The 24,563-nt window shown below is 41.0% G+C and carries 22 protein-coding genes; all 22 read left to right on the top strand.

Translation table 11 applies throughout. The features are described 5' to 3' along the window. Positions 1 to 254: 254 nt before the first annotated feature. The 22 genes from ACI3ES_RS09105 (at position 255) to deoD (ending at position 24,556) form a co-directional block, all read left to right on the top strand. On the top strand, positions 255 to 1,889 hold the full coding sequence (locus tag ACI3ES_RS09105) for a peptide ABC transporter substrate-binding protein (RefSeq protein ID WP_142511916.1): 1,635 nt from the start codon (positions 255 to 257) through the stop codon (positions 1,887 to 1,889). 27 nt (positions 1,890 to 1,916) lie between these two features. Then, positions 1,917 to 2,717 carry an SDR family NAD(P)-dependent oxidoreductase gene (locus tag ACI3ES_RS09100; RefSeq protein ID WP_407631979.1) on the top strand — a complete coding sequence of 267 codons (801 nt, stop codon included), beginning with the start codon at positions 1,917 to 1,919 and terminating at the stop codon, positions 2,715 to 2,717. A gap of 468 nt (positions 2,718 to 3,185) precedes the next feature. After that, positions 3,186 to 4,130 carry a ribonucleoside hydrolase RihC gene (rihC, locus tag ACI3ES_RS09095; protein ID WP_114667724.1) on the top strand — a complete coding sequence of 315 codons (945 nt, stop codon included), beginning with the start codon at positions 3,186 to 3,188 and terminating at the stop codon, positions 4,128 to 4,130. Between the two features lie 77 nt (positions 4,131 to 4,207). Beyond that, a complete protein-coding gene (rsmG, locus tag ACI3ES_RS09090; protein WP_114667723.1) occupies positions 4,208 to 4,927 on the top strand; it encodes a 16S rRNA (guanine(527)-N(7))-methyltransferase RsmG in 720 nt (239 codons plus the stop codon). 22 nt (positions 4,928 to 4,949) lie between these two features. Continuing rightward, positions 4,950 to 5,711: a ParA family protein gene (locus tag ACI3ES_RS09085; protein ID WP_114667722.1), complete on the top strand. Its 762-nt coding sequence runs from the start codon at positions 4,950 to 4,952 to the stop codon at positions 5,709 to 5,711. Next, entirely contained in the window at positions 5,701 to 6,609 is a 909-nt protein-coding gene (locus tag ACI3ES_RS09080) for a ParB/RepB/Spo0J family partition protein (protein ID WP_004914254.1), read from the top strand. Before ACI3ES_RS09085 ends, ACI3ES_RS09080 begins: the two co-directional genes overlap by 11 nt. Continuing rightward, the gene (locus ACI3ES_RS09075; protein WP_004914252.1) at positions 6,609 to 6,818 is read left to right on the top strand and encodes a DUF951 domain-containing protein; all 210 of its coding nucleotides are present in this window, start codon (positions 6,609 to 6,611) and stop codon (positions 6,816 to 6,818) included. Before ACI3ES_RS09080 ends, ACI3ES_RS09075 begins: the two co-directional genes overlap by 1 nt. A 1-nt stretch (position 6,819) precedes the next feature. Further along, positions 6,820 to 7,920 (top strand): redox-regulated ATPase YchF, encoded by a 1,101-nt coding sequence (gene ychF / locus ACI3ES_RS09070; RefSeq protein ID WP_036068422.1) that lies wholly within the window; start codon positions 6,820 to 6,822, stop codon positions 7,918 to 7,920. A 51-nt stretch (positions 7,921 to 7,971) separates the two neighbouring features. Continuing rightward, positions 7,972 to 8,667, top strand: coding sequence for a DUF1129 domain-containing protein (locus tag ACI3ES_RS09065; protein ID WP_114667721.1), 696 nt, complete (start codon positions 7,972 to 7,974; stop codon positions 8,665 to 8,667). Between the two features lie 18 nt (positions 8,668 to 8,685). Next, on the top strand, positions 8,686 to 9,378 hold the full coding sequence (locus ACI3ES_RS09060; RefSeq protein ID WP_004914247.1) for a response regulator transcription factor: 693 nt from the start codon (positions 8,686 to 8,688) through the stop codon (positions 9,376 to 9,378). Further along, entirely contained in the window at positions 9,375 to 10,487 is a 1,113-nt protein-coding gene (locus ACI3ES_RS09055; protein WP_114667720.1) for a cell wall metabolism sensor histidine kinase WalK, read from the top strand. The genes ACI3ES_RS09060 and ACI3ES_RS09055 overlap by 4 nt, the downstream gene beginning before the upstream one ends. Continuing rightward, positions 10,468 to 11,772, top strand: a complete 1,305-nt coding sequence (locus tag ACI3ES_RS09050) for a D-alanyl-D-alanine carboxypeptidase family protein (protein WP_114667719.1) — start codon at positions 10,468 to 10,470, stop codon at positions 11,770 to 11,772. The genes ACI3ES_RS09055 and ACI3ES_RS09050 overlap by 20 nt, the downstream gene beginning before the upstream one ends. 132 nt (positions 11,773 to 11,904) lie before the next feature. Next, positions 11,905 to 12,606, top strand: a complete 702-nt coding sequence (locus ACI3ES_RS09045; protein WP_114667718.1) for a glucosamine-6-phosphate deaminase — start codon at positions 11,905 to 11,907, stop codon at positions 12,604 to 12,606. A gap of 49 nt (positions 12,607 to 12,655) precedes the next feature. After that, on the top strand, positions 12,656 to 14,008 hold the full coding sequence (locus tag ACI3ES_RS09040; protein ID WP_114667717.1) for a glucose-6-phosphate isomerase: 1,353 nt from the start codon (positions 12,656 to 12,658) through the stop codon (positions 14,006 to 14,008). Positions 14,009 to 14,218: 210 nt separating this feature from the next. Continuing rightward, positions 14,219 to 15,061 carry a KxYKxGKxW signal peptide domain-containing protein gene (locus tag ACI3ES_RS09035; RefSeq protein WP_407631978.1) on the top strand — a complete coding sequence of 281 codons (843 nt, stop codon included), beginning with the start codon at positions 14,219 to 14,221 and terminating at the stop codon, positions 15,059 to 15,061. After that, the gene (locus tag ACI3ES_RS09030) at positions 15,039 to 16,190 is read left to right on the top strand and encodes a hypothetical protein (RefSeq protein WP_407631977.1); all 1,152 of its coding nucleotides are present in this window, start codon (positions 15,039 to 15,041) and stop codon (positions 16,188 to 16,190) included. Before ACI3ES_RS09035 ends, ACI3ES_RS09030 begins: the two co-directional genes overlap by 23 nt. A 146-nt stretch (positions 16,191 to 16,336) precedes the next feature. Then, positions 16,337 to 18,931 carry an LPXTG cell wall anchor domain-containing protein gene (locus tag ACI3ES_RS09025; RefSeq protein WP_407631976.1) on the top strand — a complete coding sequence of 865 codons (2,595 nt, stop codon included), beginning with the start codon at positions 16,337 to 16,339 and terminating at the stop codon, positions 18,929 to 18,931. A 471-nt stretch (positions 18,932 to 19,402) separates the two neighbouring features. Further along, on the top strand, positions 19,403 to 20,755 hold the full coding sequence (gene fucP, locus ACI3ES_RS09020; RefSeq protein ID WP_114666945.1) for an L-fucose:H+ symporter permease: 1,353 nt from the start codon (positions 19,403 to 19,405) through the stop codon (positions 20,753 to 20,755). Beyond that, positions 20,718 to 21,737: a DUF4432 family protein gene (locus ACI3ES_RS09015; protein ID WP_114666944.1), complete on the top strand. Its 1,020-nt coding sequence runs from the start codon at positions 20,718 to 20,720 to the stop codon at positions 21,735 to 21,737. The genes fucP and ACI3ES_RS09015 overlap by 38 nt, the downstream gene beginning before the upstream one ends. Before the next feature lies 1 nt (position 21,738). Further along, positions 21,739 to 22,665 carry a ribokinase gene (gene rbsK, locus ACI3ES_RS09010; protein ID WP_114666943.1) on the top strand — a complete coding sequence of 309 codons (927 nt, stop codon included), beginning with the start codon at positions 21,739 to 21,741 and terminating at the stop codon, positions 22,663 to 22,665. After that, the gene (locus tag ACI3ES_RS09005; RefSeq protein ID WP_114666942.1) at positions 22,662 to 23,852 is read left to right on the top strand and encodes a phosphopentomutase; all 1,191 of its coding nucleotides are present in this window, start codon (positions 22,662 to 22,664) and stop codon (positions 23,850 to 23,852) included. Before rbsK ends, ACI3ES_RS09005 begins: the two co-directional genes overlap by 4 nt. Further along, positions 23,849 to 24,556 carry a purine-nucleoside phosphorylase gene (gene deoD / locus ACI3ES_RS09000; RefSeq protein WP_114666941.1) on the top strand — a complete coding sequence of 236 codons (708 nt, stop codon included), beginning with the start codon at positions 23,849 to 23,851 and terminating at the stop codon, positions 24,554 to 24,556. The genes ACI3ES_RS09005 and deoD overlap by 4 nt, the downstream gene beginning before the upstream one ends. The last annotated feature ends 7 nt before the right edge of the window (positions 24,557 to 24,563 follow it).

Here is a 24,563-nt window from a genome sequence, read left to right as displayed (position 1 = left end):
TTCCTCGTTAAAATAGCTTTATATATTGCTTTAATTATCTTATTAGCACCTAGTATAAGGCAATATTTTCATTCTGTCTATGATATTACTATTAATATATATAATATTCCTGAAAATAGGTACATATTTTTCATCATTGTTTATCTGTTAGACCAACTATGAAAAAAAGTACCAAATTATGGCATTTTCCCAGCCGATTAGCTTTCAATGTGGTAAAATGAGTAAATACGGAAGAAAATAGTGAGGATATTTTAATGAAAACATGGCAAAAACTAACAATTGGTGGTGTGGTTGTTGTGGCTGTGGTCGGTGGCACTCGTGCAGCTGGCTTATGGGGTGGTTCCAACAGTAGCAGTGATAAAACGCTACACTTTTCGTTGCCGACGCCTTTGAATGGGTTGGATTCAGCAACGATTACTGATGAATACTCAATGGACGTCGTTGGTAATGCTGGAGAAGGCTTACTTCGAGCTGATAAGAATGGCAAGCCACAACTGGCGCTTGCCAAATCAATCAAGTCATCAACTGATGGCAAAACATGGACAATTACTTTGCGTAATGGGCTCAAGTGGTCTGATGGCAGTAAGTTAACGGCCAAAGATGTTGTCTACGCTTGGCAGCGTGCTAACGACCAGAAGACTGCTTCAGAGTATGCCTATTTGTATAGTGGTATCAAGAACGCAGACGCCATTCAAGCTGGTAAGGCCGACAAAAAGACGCTAGGTACCACAGCCAGCGGCAATACGTTGACAGTGTCATTGGAAAAGCCGATGCCACAATTTAAGAGTTTGTTGACGTTCCCAACTTTCTTCCCACAAAAGCAAAGCTTTGTTGAAAAATATGGCAAAAAGTATGGGACAACTGCTAGCAAGACGCTTTATAACGGGCCTTACGTATTTAAGGGTTGGAACGGAACAAACAATAAGTTTAAGTTAGTCAAGAATAAGTATTACTGGGACGCAAAAGCGGTTAAGACACCGGAGATTGATTTGCAGGTCATTCAGAAACCAGAAGTAGCTGTGCAAATGTATAAGACGGGTAAGCTGGACTCTGCGTTGGTTAACACGCCACAATTATCAGAAGCGAATAAGAATAACAAAGGATATCGCATCACGCCACAAGCAACAACGGTATTTTTGGCTTATAACCAGTCCGGAAATGTCAAGGCGTTGAATAATACGAAGATTCGGCAAGCACTGAATTTGGTGACGAACCGTTCAGAGCTGAATTCACAAGTATTGTCAGGTACGTCAACGCCAGCCACGTCATTTACACCTAAAGGATTGAGCTCGGTAAATGGAACTGATTTTGCGACTTATGCAAAGCAAGACTATAAGTATAATAAAGCAAAAGCTCAGAAGCTTTTCCAAGAAGGCCTGAAGGAATTAGGCGAGCAGTCAATTACATTAGAAATTGAAGCTGATACAGATCGTGTTGCCAACGCGAAAGATGTTGTCAACTATTTGCAAGGTCAATGGAGTAAGAATTTGCCCGGCTTAAAAGTGACTGAGAAGTTCGTGCCATTCAAGCAACGTTTGCAAGATGGATCGAATGCTAATTTCCAAATTATGCTGACGCAGTGGGGTGCTGATTATGCCGAGCCAACGACATTCTTAGATTTGGCCTCGACAGGCAATGCTAATAATTACAGCCACAATTCAAACGCTGATTACGATGCATTATGGAACAAAGCAAAGGGTGTCGATGCCACAAATGATACTAAACGTGCAGCTGACGAAAAGGGATTGGAAAAGATTATCAATCAACAAGCCATTTTGAATCCGCTGTATTACCAAGCACAACCAGAACTAGTTAATCCTGATGTTACAGGATTCTATCACCATGCAGTTGGTGTTCCACTGGACTTTAAACTTGCAGCACGCAAGTGATAGTTGGGATGGAAGGGAGTGATGAGATTGCGTTTTGAAAATAAAGTAATATTAATTACAGGGACAAATAACCCCAAAGGTATCGGGGCGGCCATCGCTAGAAAATTTGCTAACGCCAACGCAAAACTTGTATTCGTTTATAAACGCTTAGACTATTCTTGGGACGAAGCAAAGGCTAATGAGCCAGGATATGATTTATATTTTAAAAGCCTTGCGAGTGATGGTGGCGAAGTCAAAGATGAGTTAGAGGGAGCTGGTGCTAAAATATTAACAATAGAAGCTGATATCACTGAAAAAGATGCACCAGCAAAAATATTTAAGCAAGCTGTCAAAAAATTTGGTCATGTAGATTTCCTAATCAATAACGCAGCCGAGTTTAGCGAACATGATTCTCTTGATAAAATTACTCCTGAAGCAATTGATTTGATTTTTGATGTAAATACCAAAGCGACATTGTTGATGTCACAACTTTACCTTCAAAATTTTCAAGGACAAAGTGGGAGAATTATCAATTTTTCAACAGATTCTGCGCAAAATATGGCAGGTCAAATTGCTTATGGTGCAAGTAAAGCTGCTAACGAGTCAGTAACTAGGTCGCTTGCAGTGGAACTGGGTTCAAAAGGTATAACTGTTAACTGTATTGCGCCAGGACCAACGCAAACAGGATGGATCAACAAAGATTTAGAAACAATTGTTTTACCAGATATTCCGACAGGTAGGTTGGTTCAACCAGAAGATATTGCTGACGCGGTTGCGTTTTTATGTAGTGACGAAGCAAACCAAATTACGGGGCAGATCATTAAGGTTAGTGGGGGACATAACATTTAATAGTTTACTAACAAACAATTACTTATCAAAGAGATAGATGCTTGTTTCATACCAAAAATGAGGTAACATAAATTATTTAACTCAAGCACAACCAGAACTAGTTAATCCTGATGTTACAGGATTCTATCACCATGCAGTTGGTGTTCCACTGGACTTTAAACTTGCAGCACGCAAGTGATTATTCGTGAAAGCATGCCATTTGGTGTGCTTTTTTATTTGGTGAATGTCATGTAAAAGGCAATAAAAAAACCACGAAGCAGAATCTAAATCAAACTTGCTTCGTGGTTGCTGCAATCGAATCGACCGCTTTTCCTATTAAGCGGCCAAAACGATTGAGCGTTTTCCATTAGAATTACTCAAAAGTTATGACCCCCTTTCCTAGATTAAGACCATAATAAAACGGACTTTCAAAAATGTCAAGTTGAAAGCTTTGGTATAATAATAACAATAATAACTAAAGGGGAAAATATGACAATTCCAATTATTTTTGATACTGATCCGGGTATTGATGATGCTGCGGCACTCAGTATATTACTGACAAATTCTGCTTTTGATGTGCGATTGGTGACGACGGTTGCGGGGAACGTTTCCGTCGATAAAACAACGCTGAATGCTTTGAAGTTAACACATTATTTTAATCGGCAAGATGTTAAAGTAGCTCGTGGCGCAGAAAAACCATTGGTCAAGCCATTTAAGGATGCTGCGGCAATTCATGGTGAAAGCGGCATGCCGGGCTATGATTTTGGCACACTATCCACTCAAACAATTGCCGACGAAGCAGTTGTGGCCATGCATCAGACCATACAGGCATCACATGAACCGATTACGTTGGTTGCAGTTGGGGCATTTACCAATATCGCGATGTTGATACAGCGATTCCCAGACGATTTGCAGAAAATTGAACGATTAGTCATTATGGGTGGCAGTTTGTCCGGCGGTAATTTGACATCAGTTGCTGAATTTAATGTTTTTACCGATCCGGATGCCGCCAAAATTGTGTTTGAAAGTGGCTTGTCTATTACGATGTTAGGTCTTGATGTAACAGAAAAGGCAGTTTTGACAACTGATTCTTTAGCAACATTAGCACAGATCAATGAAACGGGACGAATGCTGTCAGCGTTATTTGACCACTACGCTGATCACACAGGTACTGGCAAGCCAATGCATGACGTTAACACACTATATTACTTATTACACCCTGAAAAATACCAAATGAGGGATATTTGGATTGACGTGGTGACAAGCGGACCGGCAATTGGTGCAACAGTTGGGGACATTTTGCAAAGTACCCACGACACGACGAATGCACATGTGGCCCTTGATATTGACGGACCAGCGTTTAATGCTTGGTTTTTGTTGAAGGTTGCACAAATTGATGACGCAAATATCAACGCGGGAAAACTTGAAAAATAGCCCATTTTTAGGTATTCTAGTAGTAGTTGAAAATGGCGCTTTTTGTGTGCTGAACTAATTAAAATTGGAGAACACAATTGACAAACGAAGACTTCATGAATGCACTCAAACAAGCCGGCATGACATTAACTGATGCGCAATTAGCGCAATTTGAACAATATTATGAATTATTAGTGACAACTAATGCCAGTGTTAATCTGACGGCAATCACTGAAAAATCAGAGGTCTATCTTAAACATTTTTATGATTCACTGACAGTCGCATTTTATGAAAAAAGCTTGCAAGATGGTGAGCATAGTTTAATTGATATTGGTACTGGCGCCGGTTTCCCAGCGATACCACTAAAAATTGCCTTTCCAAATCTTAAAATCACCTTGGTGGACGCTTTGCAAAAGCGGGTTAAGTTTTTACAAACCGTTGTCGACGAGCTCAAGTTGAGCGACGTGACTATTGTTCATGGGCGTGCCGAAGATATCGGACAAAATCCAACGTTCAGGGAGCAATTTGACTATGCAACAGCGCGTGCTGTTGCACGGACAAGCGTATTGGCCGAGTATACGTTGCCATTTGTCAACATTGGTGGTGAATTTCTAGTCATGAAAGGTGCAGCAGCACAACAAGAGTTGGCTGATGGGCAAAAGGCGCTGCAAACGCTAGGCGGTAAATTACGTGATGAATACGCGTTTGAATTGCCTAATGGTGATTCACGATTTATACAAATTGTTGATAAAGTGACGAAAACACCCAAGAAGTACCCTCGTCAAGCGGGTATACCAAGTAAAAAACCAATTGCTTAAACTAAAATAGGAGGCGCCTAAAATGGCACAAATAATTGCATTAGCCAATCAAAAAGGTGGTGTCGGTAAGACCACCACAAGTATCAATTTAGGCGCGGCATTAGCACAGGCTGGGCAGCGCGTTTTATTGGTTGATATTGATGCCCAAGGTAATGCGACTAGTGGCTCTGGTGTTGATAAATCTGCTTTAACTGTTGATAGTTATGACGTTATCGTTGAGCAAACTCCATTGCATGATGTTATTGTGCCAACGGACAATTATGATTTGGTGCCTGCCACCATTCAATTATCAGGCGCCGAAATTGAATTATCCAATCAAGAAAAACGTGAATACCGATTGAAAAAAGCACTTGAAAAAGTGCGTGATGATTATGACTTTATTTTGATTGATAATCCACCAGCTTTGGGATTGTTAACTGTCAATGCATTTACGGCAGCAGATGCTATTCTTATTCCTGTACAAACTGAATTTTATGCGTTAGAAGGTTTAGGTCAATTGTTGAATACAATTGAGCTGGTTCGTCAGCAATTTAATCCAGAGTTAGATGTTGCCGGAATTTTGTTGACAATGTATGACGGACGCACGAATTTGGCTAAGCAGGTTGCGCAAGAAGTGCGTAATTACTTTGATGACAAAGTCTATGAGACAATCATCCCAAGAACAGTTCGTTTGAGCGAGGCGCCATCTTATGGACAAGCAATCATTGATTTTGATCCAAGAAGTGTTGGTGCTCAAGTGTACAATGATCTGGCACAGGAGGTCTTGAAGCAATATGGCAAATAAAAAAGGTGGCCTTGGAAAGGGCATGAGTTCGCTATTTGGCGCCAATAATGTGTCAAAATCAGCAGTTGAACATACAAAATCTGCAACAAAAGAGCCGACTGCAACCGAGAATGTTGTGCAGCTTAACTTGAGTGCTATAAAGCCTAATCCATTTCAACCACGCCGTCACTTTGACGAGACGAAGTTACAGGAATTGGCAACATCCGTTCAAGATAGCGGTGTTTTAACACCGATTATCGTTCGTGAAGATGGTAAAAGCTACCAAATTATTGCTGGTGAACGACGTGTACGTGCTTCACGATTAGCAAAATTAACTACAATACCAGCTATTGTGCGTCAGGTTGATGATGACACGATGGCAGCCGTGGCACTAATTGAAAACTTGCAGCGTGATGATTTGAATGTCATTGAAGAAGCGCAAGCTTTCGATGCCTTAATGACAAGACTGTCACTTAGCCAAGCTCAATTGGCTGAAAAAGTTGGTAAAGATAGAGCAACTGTGGCAAATGCATTGCGACTGTTGAAGTTACCAGAAAATGTCCAAACATTGTTACAAGATGGTGATTTATCAATGGGACAGGCAAGAGCTTTATTAGGTTTAAAGAAAAAATCACAAATTGACAAGGTTGTTGCCACAATTATGGCGCGTGGTTTAAATGTTCGTCAAGTCGAAGCATTAGTTAAACAAATCAATGAATCTGGTGACGAGCCTGCTGCCTCTGAAAAGCCACAAATTTCACCTTTCATTGCGGCAGTTGCAACACAGCTGGAAGAAAAATTTGGCACAAAAGTTAAGGTCAATACAGCCACCAAGGGAAATGGCAAAATTGAAATTAACTATGTTTCAAATGATGATTTAAGTCGTATTTTAGCATTATTAAATATTGAGGTAGATTGATGGCAACACCATTAACATACAATTTACATGACATTGTTGAAATGAAAAAGCCACATGCTTGTGGTGCCAATGCTTGGGAAATTACGCGTGTTGGCGCAGACATCAAATTATCTTGTACAAAATGTGGACGTGGAATTATGATGACGCGTTTTGATTTTAACAAACGATTGAAAAAAATACTTGAAGAAGCAAGTCAGAAAGAAGATTAACATGGCACTTACTGCTGGAATCGTCGGCCTTCCAAACGTCGGCAAATCAACATTATTTAACGCAATTACGAAAGCTGGTGCAGAAATGGCCAACTATCCTTTTGCGACGATTGAGCCCAACGTTGGTATGGTAGAAGTACCAGATGAGCGTTTGGCACGTATTCAAGCCATTGAACCTGCCGATAAAGTCATCCCAACAACTTTTGAATTCACGGATATTGCTGGTATTGTTAAAGGCGCCTCACAAGGTGAGGGATTAGGGAATAAATTCCTAGAAAACATTCGTCAAGTGAATGCCATTGTCCACGTTGTCCGCGCTTTTGATGGTGATGAAATTATTCATGTTAATGGTGTTGTTAATCCGTTGGATGACATTGAAACAATCAACACTGAGCTGATTTTGGCTGATCTTGAAACGGTTGATAAGCGTTATGCCAAAGTAGCGCGTGCCGCTAAGGGTAGCGACAAGGCTGCTAAAGCTGAGTTTGCAGTGCTTGAAAAATTAAAGCCAGCGTTAGAAGCTGGTCAATCCGCTCGAACTGTTGCGTTTAGTGATGATGAACAAAAAATCGTCAAAGGCTTGTTCTTATTAACTACCAAACCCGTTTTGTATGTCGCCAACTTGGCTGAAGATGATATGGCTGATCCTGAATCTTCAAAGTACTTTAATGAAATCAAAACGTTTGCTAATAGCGAAGGTGCTGATGTCATTGGTTTGTCAGCAAGTGCAGAAGAAGAAATTGCCGAATTACCAGATGATGAACGTGCCGAGTTTTTGGAGATGGCTGGGGTTGATGAGCCCGGATTGAATAAATTGATTCGAGCAGCCTACCATCTGCTTGACTTGAGAACATTCTTCACAGCTGGTGGCAAAGAAACACGCGCTTGGACTTTTAGAGCAGGTGCCAAAGCGCCACAAGCCGCTGGTGTCATTCATTCTGATTTTGAACGTGGTTTTATTCGCGCTGAAACGATTAGTTTTGACGACTTAGATGCTTTAGGCTCAGTTAAAGCAGTGAAGGAAGCTGGAAAATTGCGCTCGGAAGGTAAAGAATATGTCGTACAAGACGGCGATATTATCGAGTTCAGATTTAACGTTTAATCAATATAAAGGTGCACTCGCACCGTACATAACCTAGGGAGGCAACAACGCATGTCAGAAAATCGTGAATTAACGAAAAAAAATCAGGATTTTATGTTCCAATTCAAAAAACTATTGGCTCAAAATACAAAATTAGATGGTGAAAAAATAGACTCAATTGCATCAGAGGTAGAAGCTAAACTTTTGGCAACACAAGGCCAAGGACAAACAGCGACGCAATTGTTTGGTACACCAACACAAGCTGTTCAACAGTATCTTGACCCTAAAAAGACAGCCAAAAAGCTTTTTGACTTCAAATTTAGTACTTTAGCAATTGATACGTCATTAGCCATATTTATGTTATTTGCTTTAGTCTTTGGCTTGACTTTGTTTTTCTCAAAAAACAATCGTAATCAAGGCGCAGGGATTATTTCTCTGTTGCTGATTGCCGGACTGGGTGGGTCAATTTATACAGCAGTGGTTTTGAAGTTGACACCTAATCCAAAAGCACCTGAACAAACTAATTCTCGTAGTCGTCGCTGGGGCTACCTCATTGCTGCGATGGTAGCTTGGATTTTGGGATTCGTCGTTTTGGGTATGTTGCCAGCTGTTATTAACCCAACATTGCCTGCGATTGTCTATATTATCTTGGCAGCCGTGGCTTATCTTGCTTTCCGTTGGAACCGCCAACGTGCTGGCTTAAAGGGTGGTTTCTTCGCCATAAGTCAATTATCACAACAAGCGCGCCTAGAAGCTGCGCAAAAGTAATTGAAAGGAAATTGAACCATGAAAATTCTAGTAGTTGATGATGATCTTGAAATTGCAGAGCTGTTAGAAATTTATTTAAAAAATGAAGGCTATGATCCAATTATGGCCAGCGATGGTAAAGAGGCAATGTCAAAGCTGAATACAAACCCAGACATTGCATTGATGATTTTAGATGTCATGATGCCAAATATGAATGGTCTAGAAGTTGTCAAAGCAGTACGAAAAGATAGTCGTATTCCGATTTTGATGCTGTCAGCTAAGTCAGGCGATATGGACAAAATTCAGGGCTTGATCACAGGCGCTGACGATTATGTTACCAAACCATTCAATCCGCTGGAAGTAATGGCGCGCGTTAGGTCACTCTTGCGTCGTGCTGAAAATGCCGTACAAGATCAAACACCCGACGTATTAGACATTGGATCACTTGTTATCAATAAAGACAGCCATGAAGTCAAAACATCAGATGGTGATTTGGTCAATTTGACAGCATTGGAATTTGGTATTTTGTACTTGCTAGCTTCTCATCCTAATCGTGTTTTCTCGGCTGATGATATTTTTGAGCGTGTTTGGCAACAAGAATCGGTTGTGTCTGCAAAAACAGTTATGGTGCACGTTTCTCATTTGCGTGACAAAATTGAAGAAGCAACTAATGGTGACCAAGTCATCCAAACAGTTTGGGGTGTTGGCTATAAAATTGAAGTGAACCAATGAAAAAAATAGCGATATTTTTTAAGCATAATCGCACAAAAAATTATTATATCATCGTTACGCTACTGTTGCTTTGCCTATATAGTTGGACAACTATGACAGGTTTTGATGTTTTAGCACAGCGAGTTAATAGATTTTCCAGTAATACTTGGCAGATACTGGAATTTTTTGTATTTGTACTAGGCAATTTTGCGATTATTATCGTTCAATATGTTAAATGGCGACGAGATGAGAGTTTGTTGCGATTAATTAGGGAATTACGACAAATATCTGCAGATAATGCGGATATGACTATTGATTGGCATGCTACTTATGCGCCTAAAACACAAGCGTTGATTGATGTTTCTAACACGATTGCGACTAACACGCGACGTATTCGAGAAGAAGAACGTGCTAGTGAACGTTCTAAAGATGAAATGATTACCAATATTTCACATGATTTGCGTACGCCATTAACAGCGATTATTGGTTACCTAGGATTGGTAGAAATGGGTGAAAATCTTAGCGACGATAACCGCAAAAAGTATATTCATACGGCTTATGATAAATCCAATCAAATGAAAGTGTTGGTTGAGGATCTATTTGAATTTTCAAAGACACAGGCTCAGGACGCGTCTTTGAATCTGACATCATTAAGTTTAAGTGATTTGTTTGGTCAATTATTAGCGAGCTACGAACTTGAGGCACAGGAAAAAAATATTAAGTTGACGCAATTAACCAATCCAGAGATGATTGTGATTGAAGCTGATTCTGATAAGTTAGCGCGGGTGTTGATGAATCTGATTACGAATGCTTTTAAGTATGGTGATGGGGCCACTTTTATTAAGTTAACCGCTCAAGTACGAGATGAAAATGTTGAGATTCGTGTGATTAACGATGGCGCTAAAATTCCGGGGGATGCGCTAGACGATATTTTTGATCGTTTTTATCGTGTAGAAAGTTCTCGTAATAGTAAAACAGGGGGAACGGGGCTTGGCCTCGCAATTGTTAAAGGTATTGTGACACAACATCACGGTGTTGTGTCTGCCGAATCGGATGATGATTTAACAACTTTTGTCATCAGTCTCCCACTCAAACAAAAGGGAGTGAGTTATGAAAAGATACAAAACTAAGTTAATAGTCGCGGGCGTGATTGTCCTAATAATTGGTTTGATTATTGGACTATCGACAAATAAAAAAGATGTTTCAAAGCCAACTAATGTCAAGCACGTGACTGATAAACCAATCAATTTGAGTGTTGATGCCACTTCAGCGGTTGTGATTGACGCAAAAACTGGACAAATACTTGGTGTCAAAAATGCTGATAAGCAGGTGCCAATTGCTTCACAAACTAAAATGCTGACTGCTTATGGTGTGCTACAAGGCATTAAGTCCGGTAAAATTAAATGGACAACCAAAGTGCCCATTACCAGTAAATCAGATTTATCTGATCAGGACAGCCATCTTTTTTCCCATATTGCCGTGAAAGCTGGTGACAAATTATCTGTCAAAGAATTATATGACGTTATGTTTGCTAATTCTGCTAATGATGCCGCATTTGCACTAGGTGAATTTATGACACCTAAAGGCAAAACAACTCAGCAAGCATTGCAAATGTGGGCAAAATCATTACATTTGACCGGCTCACAGTGGTATAATTCTGCGGGACAAGTCAATGGGGATGCCTTTGAAAATCAAATTAAGAGTGCTTCAACGACAGCTGCCAACCACGCGACTGCAAAACAATTAGCGATGATTGCTAAAGCTGATTTAGAGTTGGATCCCACTCTAAGAAAATTGTCTGAAAAAATGACTATTTCATATCATTTAACTGCCTCTTATGTGGTGACAGACAAAACTGATTACTGGCAGCTAATGACACAAACAATGCCAAAGCTGTCTAATCCAAACAAACTGGTGATTGAAGGGCTAAAAACCGGATCAACACCTGAATCTGGCGCAGCATTCACAGGCATTATCAAAGACCAAAATGGACATGAATTTATTACCGTTGTCAATGGTGCCGGTGATTATATGGATGAAAAGACACGCTTTCAGGCCACGTTGGATGTAGTCAATGAAGTGTTAGCCAAAAAGCAAGGGCATACATTCACAAGTAATCAAACAATACAAAAGCTAAATTTTCAAGCATTAAAGAAGACTGAAGTTCCGGTCAAATTGGCGGAAACTAAAACTTTTTGGACAAACAAAAAGACACAACTTAAATTATCGAATTTGAGTGTTGACACTAAGCTTGCCAAACTAAATAAAAATCAAAAGATTGGGCATATTAGCCCAGCTTTAAACGCACAATATTTGTCTTATACTTCAAAAACAGACAAACAATTAACTGTAAAGTCTGGTGTTAAAGGCACGCAAGCTAACTGGTTTGTGAGGCTTTGGCGGAATCTGTTTTAATATACAATCGATCGAAAGATCGATTTTTTTGTGAACTGCTCAAACCATAACCTTGTTATTCCATTAAAATAATGCTATTATATTGGTATAGACCAAAGCGGTATAGACCAATTAAAGAATGGAGATCACATCATGAATATTATCAAAGTAAAAAACGCTGACGAAGGGGCTCAAAAGGCATTTGAAATTTATCAGAATGTGATTAAAAGTGGCGCAAAAGTGTTAGGCTTGGCAACAGGTTCTTCACCAATTGCGTTGTACGATCGTTTATCAGCAAGTGATTTGGACTTTTCAAATATGACATCAGTCAACTTGGATGAATATTTGGGACTAGACGGTGATAATGATCAAAGTTATCGTTATTTTATGAATCAACATCTCTTTAATCAAAAGCCTTTCAAGCATTCTTACGTTCCAGATGGTAAAAGTGATGACCACGAAGCTGCCGCCAAAGCGTATGATCAAATTATTGCGGAAAATCCAATTGACCTACAATTATTAGGCATTGGTCGTAATGGGCATATTGGTTTCAATGAGCCAGGGACATCATTTGACTCAACCACGCATATTGTTGATTTAACGCAATCTACAATTGATGCAAATGCACGCTTTTTTGAAAAAGAATCTGACGTGCCAACGCAGGCTATTTCCATGGGTATTGCGTCAGTCATGTCAGCTAAACAGATTCTCTTGGTAGCCTATGGTGACACCAAAGCCGATGCGATTGCAGCAACAGTAAATGGACCAGTATCTGAAACCGTGCCAGCTTCTGTTCTACAAAATCACGAAAATGTTACAATCATTGTTGATGAAGCAGCTGCGTCAAAGTTGTGATAAAATAATAGTGAAAACGATTTCATAATATTAATAATAGGAGCGAATAATGGCACACATTACATTTGACACAAAGAACATTGAGAATTTTGTCGCACCACATGAATTGGATGAGATGCAACCGTTAATTACGATGGCTGACCAACAATTGCGCAATCGTACGGGCGCTGGTGCGGAATATTCTGATTGGTTGACTCTACCTACTGATTACGACAAGGACGAATTTGCACGTATTCAAAAGGCGGCCAAACAAATTCAATCTGATTCAAAAATTTTGGTTGTCATTGGCATTGGTGGTTCATATTTGGGCGCAAAAATGGCAGTTGATTTCTTGAATCCAATGTTTAATAATGAATTGGCGGATGATCAACGTCAAGGTGTTAAAATTTATTTCGCAGGAAACTCAACTTCTGCAGCTTACTTGAATGATTTGGTTCGTGTCATTGGTGATCAAGACTTTTCTGTCAACGTTATCTCAAAGTCTGGAACAACAACAGAACCATCAATTGCTTTCCGCGTATTTAAGCAATTGCTTGAGAAAAAGTACGGTTCTGATGCTGCTAAGAAGCGCATTTACGCAACAACAGATGCTAATCGTGGTGCTCTGCATGATGAAGCTGCGGCTTCAGGTTATGAAACATTCACAATTCCTGACGGTGTTGGTGGTCGTTTCTCTGTTTTGACAGCCGTTGGTTTGTTGCCAATTGCTGCTTCAGGTGCTGATATCCAAAAATTGATGGATGGCGCTCGTGATGCGCAAAACGAATATACTGATTCTGATTTGAAAAAGAATGAGGCATATAAGTATGCTGCCGTTCGTCGTATTTTGTATGATAAGGGTTATACAACAGAATTGTTGATTAACTGGGAACCTTCAATGCAATATTTGTCAGAGTGGTGGAAGCAATTGATGGGTGAGTCTGAAGGTAAAAACCAAAAGGGTATCTACCCATCTTCAGCTAACTTCTCAACTGATTTGCACTCACTTGGACAATATATTCAAGAAGGACGACGTGACTTGTTTGAGACCGTGGTTAAGTTAGATAATCCTGTATCTAATTTGGACCTACCACATGAAGAAGGCAACAATGATGGTTTGCAATATTTGGAAGGTATCACGATTGATGAAGTGAACACAAAGGCTTCTCAAGGTGTTACTTTGGCTCACGTTGACGGTGGTGTACCTAATTTGGCTGTCCACTTGCCAGCACAAGACGCTTACTCATTGGGTTACATGATTTACTTCTTTGAAATGGCTGTTGGTGCTTCTGGTTACACATTTGGCATTAACCCATTTAATCAACCTGGTGTCGAAGCTTATAAGACAGCAATGTTTGCGCTATTGGGCAAGCCTGGCTATGAAGAAGCCACAAAAGCATTCCGTGCGCGCTTAGATAAATAAAGTTGTGTTGATTTAATATTTTAGAAAGACCAAAACAATGTGTTAATTGTTTTGGTCTTTTTTTGTTCAAATTTATTAAATTTTGTTCAAATGTGCTTATATGTGTTATTAAAACGATAAATATGAACAAATATTGACTTTTTTGTGAATAAATGATATTATTACACTGGTTACAATTTGTAAGTTGAGTTAAAAATGGGGAATAAAAATATGAGTAAGCAAGAGCATAATTTTACAGCAACGCCAACCGTTAAATTTAAGATGTATAAGGCAAAAAAGCAATGGGTAATGGCCGCGTTGGCCTTTATGACTGGTGCTGCAATTATGGTTGATCACGCCACAGTTAGCGCAGATACAACAGATGAACAGTCTGTTACGCAAGTTACAGACAATGCTCAGCAATCAGATATTTCGGACACAAACACTAATTCTGTTGCTAGTCATGTGAATGTTTTAACAAGTGAAAGCGCAAATGCTGCTGACACATCTGTATCAACTAATGTTCAGACTGATTCAGATAATAGTTTGGTTGACAATAGTCAGAACCAGACTGCACAAAATACTCAGCAAAGTACTAATACTGTCAGCAATCAAGACAACTCGTCAACAGTCAGCACGTCTACAACAAGTGAGCCAACAAATGTTGATTCGCTTGACGATAACAATTTGAAGTCACAATACAGTGATGACATGAAAGCATCAAATTTAGACTATGTTAATGATGTTGTATCATCAGAGACTACGGTAAATGACTTGAGTGAGGTTCCTGATGGAAATCAGTCAACGACGCGTGTGTACTATACAGAGACGCAGAAACTTAACCCACCAAAGGGATATATTAGTGGCACATTACCAGGATCTGCTGGTAGTATGAAGGCACATGTCGAGTTTGATCCACAGGTTGACAACATCACAATGACTGCCTTGACTGATAATGGCTACTTAAATATTGAAGATTCAGATGGGGAATGGGTACATTTAGACCCAGCTACTTTTAAAGTTCAGGTACCGACTGGAACTTTGAAGGTAAATGTACAAAAAAATGACGGCTGATGATATACAGAAATTAATTACTGAATTAGCCAATAACACAAAAATTAGCTATCAAGGTACAATGTATGATGCTGAAGTAAATGCCGATAGTAATGGTCATCGCTTTATGCTATTTAAAGATAGCAATCACAATGTTTTGAAAATATCCGCATTAACGGGCACTAATGTTCCAAGTGAAAAAAATGAAATAACAGTTGCTGTTGATATCGCCGATTCTTTACAGGTTGGTCAGCAACTAAATATGGATACAATGTTTGCGCTTGGTACTAACTTGTATGGCAATCAGGTTTCATATACGACTACTTACACCTATAAGACTGTTACCAGTGAACAAATCGTTACTGGAAATATTGTGCCAAAGGATCCAGCAGGTAATCCAGTAGGACCAGAGACACCATACGGCCCAGTAGCACCAGGGACAACAATTGACACACCGTATGGCCCAGTTGAAGTACCAGCAAATGGTGGCGATATTACAGTTACAGTAGCCACGGGCACGCCAGGGATTGCGGTTTATGAAAAAGTAGCCGTAGATGTCCCGGAACACATTGAATTACCATCAGAAAACGAACCAGGAATTGCAGTCTATGAAAAGGTAGCTGTCGATGTCCCAGAACACATTGAATTGCCATCAGAAAACGAACCAGGAATTGCGGTCTATGAAAAAGCAGCTGTCGACGTCCCAGAACACGTTGAATTACCAGCAGAAAACGAACCAGGGCTTGCAGTGTATGAAAAGGTAGCCGTGGATGTACCAGAAGCACACGGTTCGGCTGTAGATGTGCCAGAATACGTAGTAGTTGGAAACATTGTGCCAAAAGATCCAGCAGGCAATCCAGTAGGACCAGAGACACCATATGGACCCGTTAAGCCGGGCACAACAATTGACACACCGTATGGCCCAATTGAAGTACCAACTAATGGTGGCGATATCACAGTTACAGTAGCCACGGGCACACCAGGGATTGCGGTTTATGAAAAAGTAGCCGTAGACGTCCCAGAACACGTTGAATTACCATCAGAAAACGAACCAGGGACGCGGTCTATGAAAAGACAGCCGTCGACGTCCCAGAACACGTTGAACTGCCAGCAGAATCCGAACCAGGGATTGCAGTTTATGAAAAGGTAGCTGTCGACGTCCCAGAACACGTTGAACTGCCAGCAGAATCCGAACCAGGGATTGCGGTCTATGAAAAAGCAGCTGTAGATGTCCCGGAACATGTTGAGCTGCCATCAGAGACTGAACCAGGGATTGCGGTCTATGAAAAGGTAGCCGTGGATGTACCAGAAGCACACGGTTCGGCTGTAGATGTGCCAGAATACGTAGTAGCTGGCAACATTGTGCCCAAAGATCCAGCAGGAAATCCAGTAGGACCAGAGATACCATACGGACCGGTTAAGCCAGGCACAACAATTGACACACCATACGGCTCAGTAATTGTCCCAGAGACAGGTGGCGATGTGGTTGTGACAATCAAGACAGCCGTCGATGTCCCAGAACACATTGAATTGCCATCAGAGACTGAACCAGGAATTGCAGTTTATGAAAAGGTAGCCGTCGATGTCCCAGAACACGTTGAATTGCCATCAGAGACTGAACCAGGAATTGCAGTTTATGAAAAGGTAGCCGTGGACGTCCCAGAACACATTGAATTGCCATCAGAGACTGAACCAGGAATTGCAGTTTATGAAAAGGTAGCCGTGGACGTCCCAGAACACATTGAATTGCCATCAGAGACTGAACCAGGAATTGCAGTCTATGAAAAGGTAGCCGTGGACGTCCCAGAACATGTTGCATTACCAGCAGAAAACGAACCAGGGCTTGTGGTCTACGAAAAAGTAGCTGTCGATGTACCAGAAGCACAAGGTTCAGCCGTGGACGTCCCAGAATATGTAGTAGCTGGCAATATCGTACCTCAAGATGAGCATGGTAACCCAGTAGGACCAGAAATTCCATATGGCCCAGTTAAGCCAGGGACAACGGTTGACACACCGTATGGCCCAGTTGAAGTACCAACTAATGGTGGTGATGTTGTGATTCAAATCAAGACACCAGCAGTCGATGCCCCCGAAGCACAAGGTTCAGCCGTTGACGTGCCAGAGTATGTAGTAGCTGGCAACATTGTGCCCAAAGATCCAGCAGGAAACCCAGTAGGACCAGAGATACCATACGGACCAGTAGCTCCTAAGACACCAATTGACACACAATATGGTCCAGTGGTTGTCCCGGAGACAGGTGGCGATGTGGTAGTAACAATCAAGACAGCCGTCGATGTCCCAGAACATGTGGAATTGCCAGCAGAAAACGAACCAGGGCTTGCGGTTTATGAAAAGGTAGCAGTGGACATACCGGAACATGTTGCATTACCATCAGAGACTGAACCGGGTATTGCAGTCTATGAAAAGGTAGCTGTAGACGTCCCAGAACACGTTGAATTGCCAGCAGAAAACGAACCAGGGCTTGCGGTTTATGAAAAGGTAGCAGTGGACATACCGGAACATGTTGCATTGCCAGCAGAAACTGAACCAGGAATTGCGGTCTATGAAAAGATAGCCGTAGACGTCCCAGAACACATTGAATTACCATCAGAAAACGAACCAGGGATCGCGGTCTATGAAAAGACAGCCGTAGACGTCCCAGAACACGTTGAACTGCCATCAGAAAACGAACCAGGGATTGCAGTCTATGAAAAGGTAGCTGTCGACGTCCCAGAACACGTTGAACTGCCAGCAGAATCCGAACCAGGAGTTGCAGTCTATGAAAAAGTAGCCGTGGACATACCGGAACATGTTGCATTACCATCAGAAAACGAACCAGGAATTGCAGTCTATGAAAAGGTAGCTGTCGATGTTCCAGAAGCACAAGGTTCAGCCGTAGATATGCCAGAATACGTAGTAGCTGGCAACATTGTGCCAAAAGATCCAGCAGGAAATCCAGTAGGACCAGAGATGCCATACGGACCAGTTAAGCCAGGGACAACAATTGACACACCATACGGCCCAGTAATTGTCCCAGAGACAGGTGGCGATGTGGTTGTGACAATCAAGACAGCCGTCGATGTCCCAGAACACATTGAATTGCCATCAGAGACTGAACCAGGAATTGCAGTTTATGAAAAGGTAGCCGTCGATGTTCCAGAACATGTTGCATTGCCAGCAGAAAATGAACCAGGGATTGCGGTCTACGAAAAGACAGCCGTGGACGTGCCAGAGTATGTAGTGGCAGGAAATATCGTACCTCAAGATGAGAATGGTAACTCTGTCGGGCCCAAAATTCCATATGGTCCACTTGAACCCAATTCTGGAATTGTGACGCCACATGGTATCGAGACGCCAGGCATTATCATTAACACACCGTATGGCCCAGTTGAAGTACCAGCAAATGGTGGGGATATTGTCGTTACGGTCGCTTCAGAAGTACCAGGGATTGCGGTCTATGAAAAGACAGCCGTAGACGTGCCAGAGTATGTAGTAGCTGGCAACATTGTGCCAGAAGATGAAAATGGTAATCCTGTTGGTCCAGAAATACCATACGGTCCAGTAGCACCGGGTACTACAATTGATACACCCTATGGTCCGGTCATTGTACCAGACGCAGGTGGTGATGTTGCCATTGTCGTAAAAGTTGAGGAAAAGAAAAAATCCCCAATCGACGACATAAAAGAGAACAAAGATAATGATGTTATGCTACCTGTTGCTAATCCTAGTAATGATGGTCAGCAAATCAATAGTGATCATAGTGAAAGCACAGACAAGCAATTACCAAAAACGAGTGCATCACAAAATAACGGCCATGTTGTAATAAGTGGCTTGATTTTGACAAGTTTGCTAGGCTTGTTAACACTCTTGAAAAGAAAAAATAACAACTAATCCAATAAATGAGTTGAAAAGACAGATTTAGTTTATGATGAACTAAATCTGTCTTTTTTAAAATCTATAATTTGCTGAAAAACGAACGTTTAAAAATATAAGTTGAAAATTGTTCAAAAATAAAGAAGAATTTTTCTATGATAATGTGAATTAATGTACAAAGCCGTCTTAATAGAGATGTGTCTTTTTTTAATGTCAATATTTGGGTGTGCCGATCGTTTATTAACAAGATAATATAATGATACTGAAAGGGTTAATAAGTTAGATATCATCGTTATTATTCCCGTAAATATGAGGAAATGAACAATAGCATGTCAACACTTTGTGAAAAAAATATGCTATCACGACCGGCTCGTCGGGAACATCAGTGCGATTAATTACGAACAAATGTTTGTGAAGACGATTATTGTCATTGTACGCTCTCAAAAGGTCAACTATGCTATGTAAATAGTGACATTGGAGGAGAAAATAATGACAATATTTAAAACAAAAGCAGTTGTTCAGGCAGATGGCTACCTGAATAAAACACCACCTTTTCAGTTTATTTTACTATCACTCATGTTTCCATTGTGGGGTGCTGCAGCTAGTTTGAACGATATTTTAATTACGCAATTTAAAGCAGTGTTTACGCTGTCAAATGTTGCCAGCGCATTTGTACAAAGTGCATTTTACTTGGGCTATTTTGTACTGGCTATTCCAGCCAGCCGCGTGATTCAAAGAACGAGTTATAAAATTTCAATTTTAATTGGGCTCGGGCTGTATATGGTCGGGTCGCTATTGTTCTTTCCAGCCAGTCAAATGGGCACGTATAGCGTATTTTTAATTGCAATATTTGTTTTGGCAACAGGGTTGAGTTTTTTGGAAACTAGCGCCAATACCTATTCTAGTTTGTTAGGTCCTAAGCAACACGCCACTCTGAGACTCAATATTTCGCAAACATTTTATCCTGTGGGATCGATTTTAGGCATTATATTGGGAAAATATCTTATCTTTGGCGATGGAAAAAGTTTGGCGCAACAGATGGCAGGAATGAACGCCAACGAGAAACTCTCATTTGGGCATAAAGCTTTGGCGCATACATTATTGCCTTATCAATGCTTGCTTGTGGTGTTAGGTGCTGCTTTTATCATCTTGGTTTTGACACAATACCCAAAGAAAAGGCAGCAATCACTAACTGTTGGACAACCAAATGCAAAGCTTCTGGACACACTCAAGTATTTATGGCAAAACAAGCCTTTTAAACAAGGCATTTTGGTTGAATTTTTCTATGTTGGTATGCAAACAGCGGTTTGGAGCTTTACAATTCGACTTGCTTTGACGTTGAATAGCCATTTTAATGAACGATATGCTAGTAATTTTATGATTTATGCCTATGTTGCTTTCTTTGTTGGTAAATTTATTGCCAACTTGTTAATACCAAAATTTGGTGCTGGTCATGTTCTACTGTCGTATGGTGTGATGGGTATTGTGGCGTTACTCTACGTCACATTGGTACATGATGTTTCAGCATTATATGCTTTAGTGCTGGTGAGTGGTTTGTTTGGACCGGGTTGGGCAACTATTTATTCGGAAACGATTAAGACGGTTCAGGTGCCAGCTCATCGTGAGACAGCTGGTGCTATTTTGGTTATGAGTATTGTTGGTGGCGCGATTTTGCCACTGATACAAGGTGCTGTCGCTGATATGACGGATATGTCTACTAGTTTCAGCATTGATTTAATCGCTTTTGCCGTTGTCGCTTGGTTTGCCAAGACAATGGTACAGCAAGAAAGAGAGGCGCAACAGAATGACACAAAGAATCAATTTGCCGGAGAAATTATTTGACCAAGAACCTTATAACATTTATCAAGATGAGCATTTTACGGTGACGACCATGCAATATGATACAGGCGTTGCCGGCTTGAAAATTAGTAATAATCGTGGCTACATTGTGATACTACCTTTTCAAGGTTTCATGATTTGGGATGCCGTTTTTGATCAATTGTCTCTGAAAATGACATCAGCGTTTGATAAACCATACTCAGGAACGCAGGTGACCGATACGTATGGCATGTTTCAATTTACATCTGGTGTTTTAGCTAGTGGTACGCCTAGTGAGACAGATACTCACTCATTGCATGGCGAATATCCTATGACCAAACTTGATCATATTTATTTAGAAATTGACCAAGATAATATCATAATTGGCGGCGAGTATGAGTATGTAAAAGGATTTGGATATCATTATCGAACCCATAATACTGTTATCATGCACGCAGGGTCAGCATTGATAGATATTGGGTTAGAAGTGACTAATCTCAGCAACTATCAAACAATGCCTTTGCAATATTTGAATCATCTTAATTATTGCTATGTGGATGGCGCAACGATGACCGCTAACATACCAGAGAATACTCTGAAATTAAGACAATCAATCCCGTCCCACGTCAAACCGACGGCCAGCTGGCGGACATTTAATCAAGCGTTACAAGCAAGTGGTGAAGTCATTGAGGTGCTAGATAATGGTAGTCGTTTTGACCCGGAAATTGTATACATGTCAACAGATTTGCGTCCGTTAGTTGACCGAGCTGTTTTTAAAATGTCACTACCAAATGGACCGACATTTGTTACGTCATTTAACACAAAAGAATTACCGTTTGTTACGAGGTGGTTGTTAAATAATCCTGATCAACAAGTAGCGGCATTTGCCATTCCGGGTACTAGTCACCCTGATGGGTATAACGCTGCTAGTCAAGCAGGTACTTTGATTCATCTTGCGGCTGGTGAAACACAGTCATTTACGGTTACGACTGGAATTGGAGAATAATATGGTAAAAGATATTGATGTATTAGTCATTGGGTCAAATGTAATGGATTTAATCAGCTATGTTGAGCGTTTACCGCATAAAGGCGAGACAGTTGAAGCACCAAGCTTTGAGATGGGATTTGGCGGTAAAGGTGCCAACCAAGCAGTAGCAGCCAGTCGATTGGGCGCTCGGGTTGCAATGCTAACGTGTGTTGGCAATGATGGCTTTGGCGTAAAAACACGTGCCAATTTTGTGGCCAATCATATTGACATCAGTGGTGTATTAACAGGACATCAGAGTAACGGCGTGGCACCAATTTTTGTCGAAAGTAACGGTGACAACCGTATCTTGATTGTGCAGGGTGCAAACACTGAACTCACACCAGAAGTATTGTTGGATAAAATTGACTTGATAAAACAAGCAAAGGTTATTGTGCTGCAACAAGAGGTACCCATGCCAACTAATATTAAGGCCATTCATTTGGCCAAAAAATATAATATTCCAATTATTTATAACCCTGCACCGGCGCACAAATTACCGTTAGACGTTTTGCAAATGGTTGATTATCTGATTCCTAATGAATCTGAGCTTGCTGCTATTACCAATATGCCAGTGTCGACAGTTCAGGAAAACAAATCTGCGGCGCGACGTTTGTTGTCATTTGGCGTGGCAAATGTCATTGTGACAATGGGCGAACGTGGTGCGCTTTGGATGACGGCAGGCCAGAAAGAAACACTAGTTGATGGTCAAGATGTTAATGCCATTGATACCACCGGTGCAGGTGATGCGTTTGTCGGTGCGTTTGCACATTATTTTGCTCAAGGTGAGTCACTTGATGCAGCAATTGCTCAAGCTAATGCCTATGCTGGGCTGTCTGTCATGGCGCGTGGTACGCAAAAATCTTATCCCAATATATGCAGTCACGTGACAAAGGAGGTTCACGCATGAAGCCTTTTAAACGGATTATGGTCATTGTTTTGGATTCGGTGGGTGCTGGCGCGGCACCTGATGCAGCTAACTTCAATGATGTTGGCGCTGACACGATCGGGCATGTTGCGCAAGTGTATCATGGTCGGTTGCATTTGCCACATTTACAAGCAATGGGACTAGCTAATTTACACAAAGGCGGTCTGCAAGGTGTTGCTGTTGAGAGTCGGCCAATTGGTGATTTTGGTACTATGCAAGAAATATCAGCAGGCAAAGATAGTATGGATGGTCATTGGGAAATGATGGGCCTACCCGTTAAACAACCCTTAGCGACATTTCCAAATGGCTTTCCAGATGAGCTGGTAAGCAAAATTTCTGAATTTGCAAATCGGAAAATTTTGTTGAATCAACCCTATTCGGGGACAGAAGCGCTAAAGGACTATGGCGAAGAACAGATGGTAACTGGCGGACTGATTGTTTACACATCTGGAGATTCGGTGTTACAAATTGCAGCGCATGAAAACGTTGTGCCAGTAACTGAACTATATCGAATTTGTGAGTATGCACGTACATTAGTTAATCAGCCACCCTATCAAATGGGACGCGTAATCGCTAGACCGTTCGTGGGTCATGATGCGAGTGATTTTAAACGTACGGCCAATCGGCGTGATTTTTCTCTGAAGCCCACTGGCAATACCGTATTGACAAGGTTACAAAAAATGAGTGTACCAGTGATTGGCATTGGTAAAGTTCAGGATATTTTTTCCGGTGAGGGAATTGATACGGCTTATCATAATGACAGCAATGATAATGGCATGGTCCACTTGCTGCATGTGATGGAGACTACACCAAATGGCTTTGTGTTTACTAATTTAGTCGATTTTGATGCTATGTATGGTCATCGCAGGGATCCAATTGGTTTCGGACGTGCTTTAATGACATTTGATCAAGAGCTTGGTGATGTGTTAGGTAAGATGAATCACGATGATCTCATCATGGTTACAGCTGATCATGGCAATGACCCGACTTTTCATGGTACTGATCATACACGTGAAGTGGTACCATTGTTGAGCTATTCACCAAGACTGATTCAATGCGGGAAAACGTTAGGCAGACGCCGAACATTTGCTGACCTTGGGGCAACAATTTTAGATAATTTTGGTGGGCAACTAGACAATGGGACAAGTTTTTTAGGAGAATTACAATGAGTACACATATTGATGCAAAACAAGGTGACATTGCAGAAGTCGTATTATTACCGGGCGATCCTTTACGGGCAAAGTTTATCGCTGAAAACTTTTTGTCGGATGTCACCCAATACAACACGGTTCGTAACATGTTTGGATATACAGGGACTTATCAAGGTGTGCGCGTTAGTGTGCAAGGTTCTGGCATGGGAATTCCGTCATTATCAATTTATGCCACAGAGCTTATTCAAGATTTTGGTGTCAAAAAAATAATTCGTGTTGGCACGGCTGGTGGCTTGTTACCTGAGTTAGAAATTGGGGATGTCTTGATAGCCGAAGGGGCCTCAACAGATTCCAATGTCTTACAAGCCACTTTTGGACAATCAATTGCTTTTGCACCTTTAGCTAATTTTGATTTGTTGTGTCAAGCGCATCAATCTGCTAAACAACTTGATATTCCTGTGCGTGTTGGTAATATTTTTGCTGCTGATCGCTTCTATAATGATGAAATTGATAATCATAAATTGGCGCAGTACGGTGTTATGGCTGTCGAAATGGAGTCAGCTGGTTTATTCTTGATTGGCGCTAAATATCATGTTCAAACGCTCAGTATTTTGACAGTGAGTGACAATTTAGTGACTCAAAAATACGCTGATGCTAGAATGCGCGAGACTGCATTTCAGGATATGATGCGCTTGGCTCTGGCAACAGCTGTGGTCGCGTAAAAAAACG

Origin of the sequence: Leuconostoc falkenbergense (assembly GCF_045801155.1) — a bacterium.
In the GTDB taxonomy this organism is placed as follows: Bacteria; Bacillota; Bacilli; order Lactobacillales; family Lactobacillaceae; genus Leuconostoc; species Leuconostoc falkenbergense.
The sequence above is the reverse complement of the archived record's forward strand: the minus strand, read 5'-3'. Positions and strand labels throughout refer to the sequence as shown.

Bases quoted from the DNA above. Each gene is read 5' to 3' on its own strand.
- ACI3ES_RS09035 (WP_407631978.1), top strand. From the start codon at position 14,219: ATGAGTAAGCAAGAGCATAATTTTACAGCAACGCCAACCGTTAAATTT.
- ACI3ES_RS09050 (WP_114667719.1), top strand. From the start codon at position 10,468: ATGAAAAGATACAAAACTAAGTTAATAGTCGCGGGCGTGATTGTCCTA.
- rbsK (WP_114666943.1), top strand. From the start codon at position 21,739: ATGGTAAAAGATATTGATGTATTAGTCATTGGGTCAAATGTAATGGAT.
- ACI3ES_RS09080 (WP_004914254.1), top strand. From the start codon at position 5,701: ATGGCAAATAAAAAAGGTGGCCTTGGAAAGGGCATGAGTTCGCTATTT.
- ACI3ES_RS09055 (WP_114667720.1), top strand. From the start codon at position 9,375: ATGAAAAAAATAGCGATATTTTTTAAGCATAATCGCACAAAAAATTAT.
- ACI3ES_RS09060 (WP_004914247.1), top strand. From the start codon at position 8,686: ATGAAAATTCTAGTAGTTGATGATGATCTTGAAATTGCAGAGCTGTTA.
- ACI3ES_RS09045 (WP_114667718.1), top strand. From the start codon at position 11,905: ATGAATATTATCAAAGTAAAAAACGCTGACGAAGGGGCTCAAAAGGCA.
- rihC (WP_114667724.1), top strand. From the start codon at position 3,186: ATGACAATTCCAATTATTTTTGATACTGATCCGGGTATTGATGATGCT.
- ychF (WP_036068422.1), top strand. From the start codon at position 6,820: ATGGCACTTACTGCTGGAATCGTCGGCCTTCCAAACGTCGGCAAATCA.
- ACI3ES_RS09075 (WP_004914252.1), top strand. From the start codon at position 6,609: ATGGCAACACCATTAACATACAATTTACATGACATTGTTGAAATGAAA.
- ACI3ES_RS09015 (WP_114666944.1), top strand. From the start codon at position 20,718: ATGACACAAAGAATCAATTTGCCGGAGAAATTATTTGACCAAGAACCT.
- ACI3ES_RS09030 (WP_407631977.1), top strand. From the start codon at position 15,039: ATGTACAAAAAAATGACGGCTGATGATATACAGAAATTAATTACTGAA.
- ACI3ES_RS09105 (WP_142511916.1), top strand. From the start codon at position 255: ATGAAAACATGGCAAAAACTAACAATTGGTGGTGTGGTTGTTGTGGCT.
- ACI3ES_RS09085 (WP_114667722.1), top strand. From the start codon at position 4,950: ATGGCACAAATAATTGCATTAGCCAATCAAAAAGGTGGTGTCGGTAAG.
- ACI3ES_RS09040 (WP_114667717.1), top strand. From the start codon at position 12,656: ATGGCACACATTACATTTGACACAAAGAACATTGAGAATTTTGTCGCA.
- ACI3ES_RS09065 (WP_114667721.1), top strand. From the start codon at position 7,972: ATGTCAGAAAATCGTGAATTAACGAAAAAAAATCAGGATTTTATGTTC.
- deoD (WP_114666941.1), top strand. From the start codon at position 23,849: ATGAGTACACATATTGATGCAAAACAAGGTGACATTGCAGAAGTCGTA.
- ACI3ES_RS09005 (WP_114666942.1), top strand. From the start codon at position 22,662: ATGAAGCCTTTTAAACGGATTATGGTCATTGTTTTGGATTCGGTGGGT.
- fucP (WP_114666945.1), top strand. From the start codon at position 19,403: ATGACAATATTTAAAACAAAAGCAGTTGTTCAGGCAGATGGCTACCTG.